Origin of the sequence: Mycolicibacterium brumae (genome assembly GCF_025215495.1) — a bacterium.
In the GTDB taxonomy this organism is placed as follows: domain Bacteria; phylum Actinomycetota; class Actinomycetes; order Mycobacteriales; family Mycobacteriaceae; genus Mycobacterium; species Mycobacterium brumae.
The window spans coordinates 2,555,883-2,569,405 of the sequence record NZ_CP104302.1; the positions used below are offsets into that span (position 1 = coordinate 2,555,883).

Consider the following 13,523-nt stretch of genomic DNA (forward strand, 5'->3'; position numbering starts at 1 on the left):
CGGCCCGCTCACGGCAGCGCGGCCAGGCGGGCGGTGATCCGCTCGACTTCCTCGGTGGCCAGTTGCCGGCGACCGCGGATCTTGGCGACCTCCGCTTCGGGCGCCTTGGCCAGGAACGCCTCGTTGCCGAGTTTGGCGCCGGTGCCCTTGAGCTCCTTCTCTGCGGCGGCCAGCGCCTTCTCCAGCCTGCGGCGTTCGGCGGCGACGTCGACGGCGCCGGAGGTGTCCACCTCGACCAGCACCGTGCCGTCGGTCAACCGCACCTCGATGGAGGCCGTCGGGGTGAATCCGTCACCGGGTTCAGTGAGCCAGGCCAACGCGCTCACCGCGGGCAGCTGGGTCACCAGGTCGGCGGCCTCGACGCCGCGCAGCCGGGCCGGAACCTTCTTGCGGTCGGCCAGGCCCTGGTCGCTGCGGAACCGGCGGATCTCGGTGACCAGCGCCTGCATATCCGAGACGCGTTTGGCCGCAACGGGATCCGCCGCGACCCCGCTGGGGCGGGGCCAGGAGGCGACCACCACCGACTCGGCGCCGGTGAGCGCGGTCCACAGCGCCTCGGTGACGAACGGCATCACCGGGTGCAGCAGTTTGAGCAGGGTGTCGAGCACCGACGCCAGCACCGCGGTGGTCGGTCCGGGGTCCGCGCCGACGTCCTGCGCCGTGTAAATCTGCACCTTCGCCAGTTCGACGTACCAGTCGCAGAACTCATCCCAGGCGAAGTGGTAGAGCGACTCGCAGGCCCGGTTGAACTCGTAGCTGTCGAACGCCGAATCGACTTCCGCGCGAACGGCTTCGGCGCGGCCCAGGATCCACCGGTCGGCGTCGCTGAGCTGATCGGCGGGCGGCAGCGGCGCCGGGGCGGCGCCGTTCATCAACGCGAACCGGGTCGCGTTGAACACCTTGGTGGCGAAGTTGCGTGACGCGCGCGCGTGATCCTCGCCGATGGACAGGTCCCCACCCGGGCTGGCGCCCCGGGCGAGGGTGAACCGCAGCGCGTCCGCGCCGAAGGTGTTCACCCAGTCCAGCGGGTCGATGCCGTTGCCCTTGGACTTGCTCATCTTGGAGCCGTGCTCGTCGCGAATCAGGCCGTGCAGGAACACGTTCCGGAACGGAACCTGCGGGCGGCCGCCGTCCGGGCAGCCGTTGCCGGTGACCAAGTCGTCGTGGCCGACGAAGGTGCCGAACATCATCATCCGGGCGACCCAGAAGAACAGGATGTCGTATCCGGTGACCAGCACGCTGGTGGGATAGAACTCCTCCAGTTCCGGGGTGCGCTCGGGCCAGCCCATGGTGGAGAACGGCCACAGCGCCGAGGAGAACCAGGTGTCCAGCACGTCGGGGTCCTGCTCCCAGCCCTCCGGCGGGGTCTCGTCCGGGCCGACGCACACGGTTTGCCCGTCGGGTCCGTGCCAGATCGGGATCCGGTGGCCCCACCACAGTTGGCGGGAGATGCACCAGTCGTGCATATCGTCGACCCAGGCGAACCAGCGGGGTTCCAGGCTCTGCGGGTGGATGACGGTGTCGCCGCATCGGACCGCGTCGCCGGCGGCCTTGGCCATCGACTCCACCCGAACCCACCACTGCAGGCTCAACCGTGGTTCGATCGGCTCGCCGCTGCGCTCGGAGTGTCCGACGCTGTGCAGGTAGGGCCGCTTCTCGGCGACGATGCGGCCTTCGGCGGCCAGCGCTTCGCGCACCGCGACGCGTGCCTCGAATCGGTCCATGCCGTCGAATTGGGTTCCGGTGTCGGCGATTCGGCCGGCGGTGTCCATGATGGTGGGCATCGCGAGGTTGTGCCGCAACCCGATCTCGAAGTCGTTGGGGTCGTGCGCCGGGGTGACCTTGACCGCGCCGGTGCCGAACTCGGGGTCGACGTGGGTGTCGGCGACGATCGCGATCGCCCGGTCCACGTACGGGTGCGGCAGCGTCTTGCCGACCAGGTCGCGGTAGCGCTCGTCGTCGGGGTGCACCGCGATCGCGGTGTCCCCGAGCATGGTCTCCAGCCGGGTGGTGGCCACCACGATGTGCGGCTCGTTGTCGTTCATGGAGCCGTACCGGAAAGACACCAGTTCGCCTTCCACGTCGGCGTATTTGACCTCGAGGTCGCTGATCGCGGTCTGCAGCACCGGTGACCAGTTCACCAGGCGCTCGGCCCGGTAGATCAGCCCCGCGTCATACAGCCGCTTGAAGATGGTGCGCACCGCCCGGGACAGTCCGTCGTCCATGGTGAAGCGGTCACGGCTCCAGTCCACGCCGTCGCCGATGCGGCGCATCTGCTCGCCGATGGCGCCGCCGGACTCGCGCTTCCACTCCCAGACCTTCTCGACGAAGCTCTCCCGGCCCAGCTCTTCCTTGCTGACCCCCGCCGCCGCGAGCTGCTTCTCCACCAGGGTCTGGGTGGCGATGCCGGCGTGGTCCATACCCGGCAGCCACAGCACCTCGTAGCCCTGCATGCGTTTGCGGCGGGTCAGCGCGTCCATCAGGGTGTGGTCCAGCGCGTGGCCCATGTGCAGGCTGCCGGTCACATTCGGCGGCGGCAGCACAATCGAGTAGGGCGGCTTGTCGCTGGACGGGTCGGCGGTGAAGTATCCGGCCTCCACCCAGCCGCGGTACATCTGCTCCTCTACCGCGCCCGGGTCCCAGGATTTGGGCAGGGACGACGGGGCGGGCGGGTGGGGGTTGGTCACCCGACGATTCTATGGAGCCTTGCCCCGGACGCACGAAAGCCCCCGTCGTGGGGGCCTTCGCGGTCGATCGGGACGCTGCTACTTCTTGCCGAACAGCCCACCCAGAATGTCGCCGAGCGGGTTGTTGTTGCCTCCCCCGCCGCCCAGGACACTGCCCAGGATGCTGCCCAGCGGATTGTTCCCGCCGCCACCCGAGCTGGCGCCGCCGAGGATCCCGCCCAGCAGGTCGCCGAGCACATTGCTGTTGCCGCCGGCCTGCGCCTGCTGTTGGTTGCCGCCGAACTGCTTGCCGATGTAGGCCAGCACGATCGGGGCCAGCAGCGGCAGCAGCTTCTGCACCAGGCCGCTGTTGGTGGCGCCCTGGCTCGACAGCGCCGAGGCGACCGCGCTGCTGTCGTTGCCGCCGAAGATCTTGGCGACGATCTTGTCGCCGTCGGCCTCGTCGACATCGTCGACGGCGACGCCGCCGTCCAGCAGCGTGGCGTGCTTCTCGGCGGCCGAGGCGATCTTCTCCGACTCCCCGCCGTCGGCGTTGACCATCAGCCCGCCGAGCATGGCCGGCACCAGCGCATGGATGGTGTTGCGCACTTCGCCCTCGTCCGCGCCCACCTTGCTGGCGATGTCCGCCACCGGGATCTGCGACATCAGATCGTCAAGACCGGCCATATTGTCCACCCTTCGTCGTCGGCGGTCGCCGTCGCGGCGGCCGCCCTCACCTGACCCTAGCGCCCGCGTTTTCGGATGTGTGGCCCAATCGGGTTAGTGCAGCCGCTCCACCTCGAACCGGACCCCCGCCGCGGGCAGTCGCGCGGCCAGCGCGTCGCCCATCGCCGACGCCGGGGTCAGCACCCCGCGCAGCTCCGACAGCGCGTCGCGGTCCAGGGCGAGGGTCAGCCCGCTCTCCCCGAGCAGCACCGAGGTGGCCTTGTATCCGGGGTCGCCCTGCTGGGCCATGGTGGCGCGGTAGCGCGCGCCGTGGCTGGTGGTGGTGTAGGTCTGCACCGTGTAGTGGCCGCTTTCCCGGGTCTTCTCGCTGGGGCCGGTGCCCGGTTTGGGCAGCACCTTCTCCACCAGGGGACGCGGCAGCTTGTCGAAGAACCGGACGCCCAGCGACATCGACGCGCCTTGCACCCCGCTGACCACGGCGGCGGCCAGCGGAGCGGCCACCGATTTCCCGAGGCTCAGCTGCTCGGAGTAGGTGAACCGGGCGCCGTAGGCGTGGCCGAGCAACGCGTTGCTGCGGCGCACCACCCGGCTGTTGGGCATCGCCATGAAGAACGCGCCGGTCCAGTAGCCGGACAGTTCGGGGGCGATGGTGGCGCCGCGGCGCCAGCGGACGTCGGGTTCGGCGCCGAACTCCGGTTCGACGGACCGGTCCGGACTCAGGGTGTAGGGGTCGGCCAGCGCCCGGCGCAGTTCCGGATCCGCCGAGCAGGCGTCCATCATCTCCACCGCCGAAGCCAGGGTGCCGCCGGACGCCCCGCCGGCCATGCTGCGCACCACCATGTCGGTGTCCAGCAGATCCCCGGCGTCGTCGGCCTGAGCGCGCCGGTACAGCGAGAAGACCGTCAGATCCGAGGGGATGGAGTCGAACCCGCAGGAATGCACGATGCGGGCGCCGGTGTCGATGGCCTGTTTGTGGAAGCCGTCCATGGACGCCAGGATGAAATTCGGCTCGCCGGTGAGATCGGCGTAGTCGGCGCCGTGCTCGGCGCAGGCCGCCACCAGCGGCAATCCATACTTGGCGTACGGGCCGACGGTGGTGACCACCACCCGGGTGCGGGCGGCCAGATCCGACAGCGACGCGGGGTCACCGGCGTCGGCGGTGATCAACGGCCAAGATGACGCAGTCTCGCCGAGTTCGTCGCGGACGGCGGCCAATTTGTCCGGCGAGCGCCCGGCGAGCGCGACGCGCGCCCGCCCGGAAGTGATGTCGGGGTGTCCGGCCAGATACTGCGCGGTCAGCTTCCCCACGAATCCGGTGGCGCCGTAGAGGGCGATATCGATCTCACGCTGCGATTCAGTCATATCGGCGACCGTACCCGCATGCCGGGCCGTCCCGACCGGTTGCGATGCCGGTAGGTTCGGGCGGTATGCGGGACGGGACACACCCGGTTGTGGTGGTGGGCGCGGGTATCTCCGGGCTGGCCACCGCGGTGGCGCTGCAGCGCGCCGGCCTGGCCGTGACGGTGCTGGAGCGCGACGTCGCGTCGGCGGCCGCGTCCGGGTCGGGGATCAGCATCTGGCCGAACGCGCTGGCCGCGCTGGACATATTGGGTCTCGGCGACGCGGTGCGCGCGGTCGGTGGCACGGTCAGTGCCGGCGCGGTTCGCTGGCACGACGGCGCCTGGGTCCGCCGCCCGCAGGCCGACCTGCTGGTGCGCGCGCTCGGCGAGCCGCTGGTGGTGCTGCGCCGCAGCGCGCTGCGCGAGGCGCTGAGCGCCCCGCTGGCGGCGGGCACGGTGCGCCACGGCGCGCCGGTGACCGGCGTGGCCGAGCGCGCCGGCGTCGTGGAGGTGACGTTGGCCGACGGCCGGGCGCTGCCGGCCGCGGCGGTCATCGGCGCCGACGGGGTCGCCTCGGTGATCGCCCGGGCGTTGTGCGGCCCGCTGCCGGCGACCTACACCGGGCGCACGGCGTGGCGGGGAGTGGCCGACGCCGGGATGGATCCCGAACTCGCCGGGGAAACGTTCGGCATGGGACTGCAGGCGGGGCACACTCCGCTCGGGCCGGACCACACCTATTGGTTCGCCACCGAGCGGGCGCCCGAGGGCGATCACCGACCCGACGGCGAGCTGACCTATCTGCGCCGGCGCTTCGGCGGGTGGGCCGAACCGCTGCCGGGACTGTTGGCGGCCACCGATCCCGCGGCGGTGCTCCGCAACGACCTCTATGACCGGGCGATCGCCCCGGTGTGGTCCCGCGGCCGGGTGACGCTGGTGGGTGACGCCGCGCATCCGATGCGCCCGCATCTGGGCCAGGGTGGCTGCCAGGGGTTGGAGGACGCCGCCGTGCTTGGCGCGTTCGTCGCGGCCGGGTCCGACCTCGGCGCCGCGTTCGCCGGATATGCCGCGTTCCGGCGCGGGCGGGTGGCCACGGTGGTGCGCACCGCGCGGATGGTCGGGCGGGCCAGCGGCGCGCGGCCGGACTGGCTGGGCGCGGCGGCGGTTCGCGCCGGCGGGGCGGTTCCGGAGTTCATCCTCACCCGGCAGCTAGCGTCGATCGCCGGGCGGATGGCGTTCCGGCTGCCGTGACAGCAATTCGGGCGGCGATCCGTGTGGATCGCCGCCCGAATGTGGCTGAGGATCTTAGCCGCGCTTGCCGCAGTGCGGCCAGGCGCCGATGCCCTGGCTGCGCAGGGTGTTCTCGGCAACGCGGATCTGCTCGGACTTGCTCGCGGTGTGCGGCGAGCCGGCGCCACCGTTGGCCGTCCAGGTGCCCATCGAGAACTGCAGGCCGCCGTAGTAACCGTTGCCGGTGTTGATGGCCCAGTTTCCGCCGGACTCGCACGCCGCGATCGCGTCCCAGTTCACGCTGTCGGCGTGAGCGGTCGCGGTGGACATGGCCAGCGAGCCGGCGGCGAGCGCGCCACCGATAACGGCCATGCCGGCGGTGCGGGTCATCTTCGAGCGGAGGTTCTTCAAGATCGTTCCTTTCGCAACGCGCGCGCCGACCATGGACGGCTCCGCCGTTCGGCGGGTCGTCGAAGAGAATTCGAGCTGGATCAGGCGTTCATCGGGTCGTGCCGTCTCGGTCGGGCACAACAGAGGGGGCGAAGTCGGATGCCCCGCCGCACAGTTCGTTCGCGCGGCGCCCGTCGGGCCGATCGGCCTCGCACGGTCCCTCTCACACGCAGGGGTTCAAACATTTGGAGTTGTGTTCGCAGTCGCGAGCTTTGCGATTGCGTTTCCCTTGCGGGACGTAAATGAACGTACGGGTCGCATCTCGCAAAGTCACCCCGGGGACACGTGTATCTCGATTTGATCACGGTCAGATCACGGTGGATTCTGAGAGGGGTCTATGCAGGTCAACAGGGACTTCTTAAGGAAGCCGCCCAACGGCCTCTGACCTGCGCCAAGTGATCGACGTCACCGGGATTTTGTGACCTGGGCCATGCGGAAACCCCCACCGGACGGGCCGAGACGGCCCCGGAGACGCGGGTTCGATGAGGCCACTGAGACTCCTGTGGCGCACCGGGAATGGTCGCGCCGCCGCCCAATAACTCGACTTATAGTCGTTAGTCTAATTAACCAATTGCCGGCGTCAGTCGACGGTCCAGGTGTCGCGGCCGCGCAGCAGCGACTGCAGAGACGCGGTGTCGTGCGGCACTGCGTCGCGGGCGGCGGCGACCTGCGCGCGGGCCTGATCGTCATAGCTGGGCCGCTGCACCTGCCGGAACACCCCGAGCACGGTGTGATCGAGATTCTGATCCGACAGTCGGGACAACGCGAATGAGTACGACGAGTCCTGCTGGGCCGGGTCGTGCACCACGATGTCCTCGGCCGCCACATCCACCGTCTTGGCCACGTCGAGGCCGAATCCCGAACGGACGACGCAGTATTCGTCGTTGGCCCCGAAGGTGATCGGCTGGCCGGCGCTGACCCGGATGACCCGCTCCTCGGCGCCTTCCTTGCGCAGCACATCGAAGGAACCGTCGTTGAAGATGGGGCAGTCCTGCAGGATCTCGACCAGCGCCGCCCCGCGGTGGGCCGCCGCCGCGCGCAACACCTCGGTCAGCCCGGCGCGGTCGGAGTCCAGCGCGCGGCCGACGAACGTCGCCTCCGAGCCCAGGGCCAGCGACACCGGGTTGAACGGGGTGTCCACCGACCCCATCGGCGTCGACTTGGTGACCTTGCCGATCTCCGAGGTCGGAGAGTACTGCCCCTTGGTCAGGCCGTAGATCCGGTTGTTGAACAGCAGAATCGTGAGGTTGACGTTGCGGCGCAGGGCGTGGATGAGGTGGTTGCCGCCGATGGACAGCGCGTCCCCGTCGCCGGTCACCACCCACACCGACAGATCCTCGCGGGCCAGCGCCAGGCCGGTGGCGATGGTCGGGGCGCGGCCGTGGATCGAGTGGAAGCCGTAGGTCTCCAGGTAGTACGGGAACCGGCTGGAGCAGCCGATTCCGCTGATGAAGACCACGTTCTCCCGGCGCAGCCCCAGCTCGGGCAGGAAGTTGCGGATGGTGTTGAGGATGACGTAATCACCGCAGCCGGGGCACCAGCGAACCTCCTGGTCGCTGGTGAAGTCCTTGCCCTTCTGCGGCACGTCGGTCGTCGGCACCCCGGCGGTCTTCGACGGTCCCACCGGGGTGAGGTCCAGCTCGGCGCCGATCAGATCAGTCATTCCCGCGCTCCCGCTCCGACCAGGGCCGCCGACATCCGGGCGACCATCGTCTTGTCGTTCTCGATCTCGGCCAGCGTCCCCCGAACCGCCGCCCGGATCACCCGGCCCACCTCGTCGGCCAGGAACGACAAGCCCTGGACCTTGGTGACCGACTGGACGTCGACGAGGTAGCGGGCCCGCAGCAGCATCGCCAACTGACCCAGATTCATCTCCGGCACGATCACCTCTTCGTACCGGTTCAGCACATCGCCGAGATTGGCCGGGAACGGGTTGAGGTGGCGCAGTTGGGCGTGGGCGACCTTGATGCCGCGCAGCCGCGCGCGCCGGCAGGCCTCGCCGATCGGACCGTAAGAGCTGCCCCAGCCGAGGATCAGCATTTCGGCGTCGCCGGTCGGATCGTCGACCTGCAGATCCGGCACCTCGATCCCGGCGATCTTCTCCTGGCGCACCCGCACCATCAGGTCGTGATTGGCCGGGTCGTAGGAGATGTTGCCCGAGCCGTTGGCGGACTCGAGGCCGCCGATGCGGTGCTCCAGGCCGGCGGTGCCGGGCACCGCGAACTGCCGGGCCAGGGTCTGCGGATCGCGCGCATAGGGCTGGAACGGCTCGCCGGAGCGGGCGAAGGTGTGCTCGATCGGCGGGTAGGCCGCGATATCGGGCACCCGCCACGGTTCGGAGCCGTTGGCGATGGCGCCGTCGGACAGGATGATCACCGGTGTGCGGTAGGCGACGGCGATGCGGGCGGCCTCCACCGCGATGTCGAAGCAGTCCGACGGGGATTGCGGGGCCAGCACCGCCACCGGGGATTCGCCGTTGCGGCCGAACAGCGCCTGCAACAGGTCGGCCTGCTCGGTCTTGGTCGGCAGTCCGGTCGACGGGCCGCCACGCTGCACATCGATGACGATCAGCGGCAGTTCGGTCATCACCGCCAGCCCGACGGCCTCGGATTTCAGCGAGACACCCGGGCCCGAGGTGGAGGTCACGCCCAGCGCGCCGCCGTAGGACGCGCCGATCGCCGCGCCGATGCCGGCGATCTCGTCCTCGGCCTGGAAGGTCAGCACGTTGAAGTTCTTGTGCTTGCTCAGCTCGTGCAGGATGTCGGAGGCCGGCGTGATCGGGTAGGTGCCCAGCACCACCTGGACACCCGCCAGGTGCCCCGCGGCGACGATCCCGTAGGCCATCGCGGTGTTGCCGGAGACCTGCCGGTACTCCCCCGGCGGCAGCTTCGCCGGCGCCACCTCGTAGGTGGTGGCGAACGCCTCGGTGGTCTCCCCGTAGTTCCAGCCGGCCCGCAACGCGAGCACGTTGGCCTCGGCGATCTCCGGCTTGCGGGCGAACTTCTCCCGGATGAAGGTTTCCGAGGTCTCGATCGGTCGGCCGTACATCCAGGACAGCAGCCCGAGGGCGAACATGTTCTTGGCCCGCTGGCCGTCTTTCTTGGTGGCCCCGATCTGCTCCACCGCGCCCAGGGTCAGGCTGGTCATGGCGACCGGTTGCACGACGTACTCCGACAGCGAGTCGTCCTCCAGCGGGTTGGCGGCGTAGCCCACCTTGGTGAGATTGCGCTTGGTGAACTCATCGGTGTTGGCGATCACCAGTCCGCCGCGCGGCAGGTCGTCGATATTGGCCCGCAGCGCCGCCGGGTTCATCGCCACCAGCACATCCGGCCGGTCGCCGGCGGTCAGGATGTCGTACTCGGCGATCTGGATCTGGAATGACGAGACCCCGGGCAAGGTGCCCTGAGGCGCCCGGATCTCGGCCGGATAGTTCGGCTGGGTGGCCAGGTCGTTGCCGAAAAGCGCTGCCTCCGAAGTGAATCGGTCGCCGGTCAGCTGCATGCCGTCGCCGGAGTCACCGGCGAACCGGATGACCACCTGCTCGATTTTCCGCCGCCGCGGCGCACCCGTCCCGTTGTCGCTCGGAGCCACGTGTACGCCTCCCAAACCGTCGGATTCCGCGGCGAGTAGTAACTGTCACCCGTGGTACCGATTATTGCACTTATCTAAGGGTCGACTGTGGCGATCGACACACTGCGACAACGGAGCGTGTCGGCGGAATCCGCAGGTGATCGCAGTTTCTACCACCCACCCAGAGGCTAAATGTGGTATTGATCACATCTTGACACGCGTCAAATCTAAGAGCTGACACCCGACGGCAGATTGAACGGTGTGACGATCTGCACCGGCGACGGGCGGCCCGGCTCCGGCGGCACCGCGCCGCGCGCCGCCAGGATCATCCGCAGCGCGGTCCGGGCGTCGCTACGCAGATCGTTGTGCAGCACCGCCGAAAGCCGGCCCTCGTGCAGCAACCGCCGGTTGTCGGCGTCGAGATCGTGGGCGATGAACACCCGGCACCGCCGGCCCAGCCGGTCGAACGCCGCCACCGTCGCGGCATTGCCGCCGCCGACCGAGTACACCGCCTCGATATCCGGCCGGCGCCGCAGCGCGTCGAGGACCAATGCCTCGTTCGTCGCGTCGAGTCCGTCGCTGCCGGAGACGTCGACGATCTCCAGACCGCTGCCGCGCAGTGTGGCGCGGAACCCCACCTCGCGCTCGCCCTCGTTGCGAAACACGTTGCGGCTCAGCGTGACCAACACTCCGGTTCCCGGCTCGGCGACGTGGTTCAGCCACTGCTGGATGAGATAGGCCGCGGTCGCTCCGGCCCCGTAGTTATCGATGCCGACGTGCCCGTAGCGGGAGTTGTTGGCCACATCGGTGGCGTAGGTGACCACCGGGACGCCACCGGCGACCAGACGATCGATCGCGTCGGCGACCGCGGGGTCGTCGGGCGCTTTGAGGATGACGCCCTGACTGCCGCGCAGCCGGTCCAGCGCGTCGACGGTGACTTCGCTGGCCCCGGACTCCCACAGATGGAACCGCGCGCGCAGCACCGCCGGGGCGAACGACGGCAACTCGGCCTCCACCGCCTCGCGGAACGCGTCGGAGAACCGGCGCGGGGTCTGCATGACCACGTCGATCAGGTAGCGGCGCCCGCTCAATCGCAGCTGGGCGCGCTGCCTGTCCAGGTCGGTGATGGCCTGCAGGACCTCGGCGCGGGTGCCCTCCCGGACGCCGGGCCGGTTGTTGAGCACCCGGTCGACGGTGGCCTCGCTGAGCCCGGACTGCTGGGCGATCTCACGAACCTTGTAGCGATGCGCCATGGTTCGGTGACGCTACCCAACAAACCTTGATTTGTGATGTCTTTTTGATGGTTTTTTGGTGTTGATTGTGGCGCTCGACACAGCAAGACTCGACGCATGAGCACTTCTCTCTCGTCGGCCCCGCGGGCGCCGGCCGGCGCCCGCGACACCTGGATCGACGACACGCACTGCGACCTCGACGAATTCCGCGCGCAGCTGCCCGACCAGACCGATCCGGCTGACTACCCGCACGCCGCCGAGATCCGAGCCGGCATCCCGGTCTACGACGCCGCCGTGGTGGCCGGCCCGACGGCTGCCGCCGACCGCCGGGCCGTGCAGTCCGAGCTGATCGCGGCCCTGCTCGACGGGCCCGGCGTGGTGGCGTTCTCCGGCGCGTTCGACGCCGATGTGCTCGACAGCGCCAGCGCGGCGTTCAACGAGTTGATCGCCGCCCAGCGCGCCGCGGGCGGCGCCGCCGGCGACCACTTCGGCAAGCCCGGCGCTAACGACCGGATCTGGAACGCCGCCCAGAAGCTGGCGCTGCACGCGCCCCAGGTGTACGCCGACTACTACGCCAACGACACCCTGGCCTTGATCTGCCAGGCCTGGCTGGGCCCGCGCTACCAGCTGACCTCGCAGGTCAACGTGGTCAACCCGGGCGGAGCCGCCCAGGTCCCACACCGCGACTACCACCTCGGCTTCGTCGACCCGGACGCGCTGACCGACTACCCCGCGCACGTGCACCGACTGTCCCCGGCATTGACCCTGCAGGGCGCCGTCGCGCACTGCGACATGCCCGTGGTCAGCGGCCCGACCATGCTGCTGCCCTACTCGCAGCGCTTCACCCCCGGCTATCTGGCGTTCTACCGGCAGGAGTTCCTGGACTACTTCGCCGCGAACTACGTGCAGCTGCCGCTGGCCAAGGGTGACGCGGTGTTCTTCAACCCGGCGCTGTTCCACGCCGCCGGCGCCAACACCTCCGCCGACATCGCCCGGATGGCGAACCTGCTGCAGGTGTCCTCGCCGTTCGGCCGCGCCATGGAGTCGATGGACCGCACCGCCATGGCCGTCGCGGTCTACCCGGCGCTTTTGGCCATGCGGGCGGCCGGCCGCAGCGACACCGAGATCCGCAACGCCATCGTCGCCACCGCCGAGGGGTACCCCTTCCCCACCAATCTCGACCACGACCAGCCGATCGGCTCCCTGGCCCCGCGCAGCCAGGTCGACGTGCTGTTCGACGCGGTGACCGCCGGTCTGCCGCCCCGCGATCTGGAGGCCGCGCTGCGCGCGCAGGACGGCCGCCGCGACCCGAACCCCACCACCGAGAGGAACACTTGAGTGAGCACCATTGGATTGATCGGCCTCGGCCGAATCGGCGCCTTCCACGCCGACACGCTGTCGAACCTGCCCGGCGTCGACGGCCTGGTGATCACCGATGAGCGTCCCGATGTGGTGGCCCAGGTCGCCGCGAAGTACGGGGCCAAGCCGGTGGATTCGGTGGCCGAATTGCTCTCCTCCGGCATCGACGGCGTCGTGGTGGCCGCCGCCACCCCGGCGCACGCCGAGTTGACCCTGGCCGCCGTGCAGCGCGGGCTGCCCACCTTCTGCGAGAAGCCCGTCGCCTCCACCGCCGCCGAAAGCGCCCGGGTCGCCGAGATCATCGCCGGCACGGGGGTTCCCGTGCAGATCGGCTATCAGCGCCGCTTCGACGCCGCGTTCACCAACGCCAAGACCATCGTGGACAGCGGCGCGCTCGGCGCGTTGCACACCGTCCGTTCCACCACCATGGATCCGGCCCCGCCGCCGATGGATTACATCGCCGGGTCCGGCGGAATTTTCCGGGACTGCGCGGTGCACGACTTCGACACCGTGCGCTGGATCGTCGGCCGGGAGGCCGTCGAGGTGTACGCCACCGGCAGCGTGCAGGGCGATTCGCGGTTCGCCGAGTACGGCGACGTGGACACCGCCGCGGTGATCGTCCGGTTCGACGGTGGAACCCTCGGCGTGATCTCGGCGGCCCGCTACAACGCCCGCGGCTACGACTGCCGGCTGGAGGTGCACGGCTTCGACGACACCGTGGTCGCCGGCTGGGACGAGGGCGTGCCGGTGCGCAACACCGACCCGAACACCGACTTCCCGACCGGGACCCCGCACCACTTCTTCATGGATCGGTTCACCGAGGCGTTCCGCACCGAGCTGGGCGGCTTCCTGCAGGTCGTGCAGGGCGCCCCGGTGCAGGGCGCGACCGTCGCCGACGCCGTGGAGGTCGCCTGGATCGCCGAGGCCGCCACCGAGTCGCTGCGCCTGGGCGCCCCGGTCAGCATCGCCTCGGTCCGCGGCTGATCCGATTC

At 69.8% G+C, this 13,523-nt stretch carries 10 protein-coding genes; 3 read left to right on the plus strand and 7 right to left on the minus strand.

Features of this window, described 5'->3' with window-relative positions:
- Positions 1-8 precede the first annotated feature (8 nt).
- The 3 genes from L2Z93_RS12415 to L2Z93_RS12425 all read right to left on the minus strand — a co-directional run bounded on the left by L2Z93_RS12415 (position 9) and on the right by L2Z93_RS12425 (position 4,715).
- Entirely contained in the window at positions 9-2,687 is a 2,679-nt protein-coding gene (locus L2Z93_RS12415; protein ID WP_090593540.1) for a valine--tRNA ligase, read from the minus strand.
- Between the two features lie 78 nt (positions 2,688-2,765).
- Positions 2,766-3,353 carry a DUF937 domain-containing protein gene (locus L2Z93_RS12420; protein ID WP_090591599.1) on the minus strand — a complete coding sequence of 196 codons (588 nt, stop codon included), beginning with the start codon at positions 3,351-3,353 and terminating at the stop codon, positions 2,766-2,768.
- 93 nt (positions 3,354-3,446) lie between these two features.
- Positions 3,447-4,715 (minus strand): saccharopine dehydrogenase family protein, encoded by a 1,269-nt coding sequence (locus L2Z93_RS12425; RefSeq protein ID WP_090591595.1) that lies wholly within the window; start codon positions 4,713-4,715, stop codon positions 3,447-3,449.
- Between the two features lie 65 nt (positions 4,716-4,780).
- Between L2Z93_RS12425 and L2Z93_RS12430 the strand changes: the two genes are divergently transcribed.
- Positions 4,781-5,941 (plus strand): FAD-dependent oxidoreductase, encoded by a 1,161-nt coding sequence (locus tag L2Z93_RS12430; protein WP_090591592.1) that lies wholly within the window; start codon positions 4,781-4,783, stop codon positions 5,939-5,941.
- A 54-nt stretch (positions 5,942-5,995) separates the two neighbouring features.
- On the opposite strand, the gene L2Z93_RS12435 is transcribed toward L2Z93_RS12430, so the two are convergent.
- The 4 genes from L2Z93_RS12435 to L2Z93_RS12450 all read right to left on the minus strand — a co-directional run bounded on the left by L2Z93_RS12435 (position 5,996) and on the right by L2Z93_RS12450 (position 11,193).
- The gene (locus L2Z93_RS12435) at positions 5,996-6,310 is read right to left on the minus strand and encodes a transglycosylase family protein (RefSeq protein ID WP_370745907.1); all 315 of its coding nucleotides are present in this window, start codon (positions 6,308-6,310) and stop codon (positions 5,996-5,998) included.
- Between the two features lie 640 nt (positions 6,311-6,950).
- Positions 6,951-8,033 carry a 2-oxoacid:ferredoxin oxidoreductase subunit beta gene (locus L2Z93_RS12440; RefSeq protein ID WP_090591587.1) on the minus strand — a complete coding sequence of 361 codons (1,083 nt, stop codon included), beginning with the start codon at positions 8,031-8,033 and terminating at the stop codon, positions 6,951-6,953.
- A complete protein-coding gene (locus L2Z93_RS12445; protein WP_275984288.1) occupies positions 8,030-9,976 on the minus strand; it encodes a 2-oxoacid:acceptor oxidoreductase subunit alpha in 1,947 nt (648 codons plus the stop codon). Before L2Z93_RS12445 ends, L2Z93_RS12440 begins: the two co-directional genes overlap by 4 nt.
- Before the next feature lie 191 nt (positions 9,977-10,167).
- Positions 10,168-11,193, minus strand: coding sequence for a LacI family DNA-binding transcriptional regulator (locus L2Z93_RS12450; protein ID WP_090591579.1), 1,026 nt, complete (start codon positions 11,191-11,193; stop codon positions 10,168-10,170).
- 96 nt (positions 11,194-11,289) lie between these two features.
- On the opposite strand from L2Z93_RS12450, the gene L2Z93_RS12455 reads away from it, so the two are divergent.
- Complete coding sequence (locus L2Z93_RS12455; RefSeq protein WP_090591575.1) at positions 11,290-12,510, plus strand: phytanoyl-CoA dioxygenase family protein; 1,221 nt, start codon at positions 11,290-11,292, stop codon at positions 12,508-12,510.
- Positions 12,511-13,515, plus strand: a complete 1,005-nt coding sequence (locus L2Z93_RS12460; protein ID WP_090591572.1) for a Gfo/Idh/MocA family protein — start codon at positions 12,511-12,513, stop codon at positions 13,513-13,515.
- Positions 13,516-13,523 lie beyond the last annotated feature (8 nt).

What these genes read in the sequence shown, in the direction of transcription:
- L2Z93_RS12420 (WP_090591599.1), bottom strand. Translation starts at nt 3,353, where the DNA reads ATGGCCGGTCTTGACGATCTGATGTCGCAGATCCCGGTGGCGGACATC.
- L2Z93_RS12425 (WP_090591595.1), bottom strand. Translation starts at nt 4,715, where the DNA reads ATGACTGAATCGCAGCGTGAGATCGATATCGCCCTCTACGGCGCCACC.
- L2Z93_RS12430 (WP_090591592.1), top strand. Translation starts at nt 4,781, where the DNA reads ATGCGGGACGGGACACACCCGGTTGTGGTGGTGGGCGCGGGTATCTCC.
- L2Z93_RS12435 (WP_370745907.1), bottom strand. Translation starts at nt 6,310, where the DNA reads ATGACCCGCACCGCCGGCATGGCCGTTATCGGTGGCGCGCTCGCCGCC.
- L2Z93_RS12440 (WP_090591587.1), bottom strand. Translation starts at nt 8,033, where the DNA reads ATGACTGATCTGATCGGCGCCGAGCTGGACCTCACCCCGGTGGGACCG.
- L2Z93_RS12450 (WP_090591579.1), bottom strand. Translation starts at nt 11,193, where the DNA reads ATGGCGCATCGCTACAAGGTTCGTGAGATCGCCCAGCAGTCCGGGCTC.
- L2Z93_RS12455 (WP_090591575.1), top strand. Translation starts at nt 11,290, where the DNA reads ATGAGCACTTCTCTCTCGTCGGCCCCGCGGGCGCCGGCCGGCGCCCGC.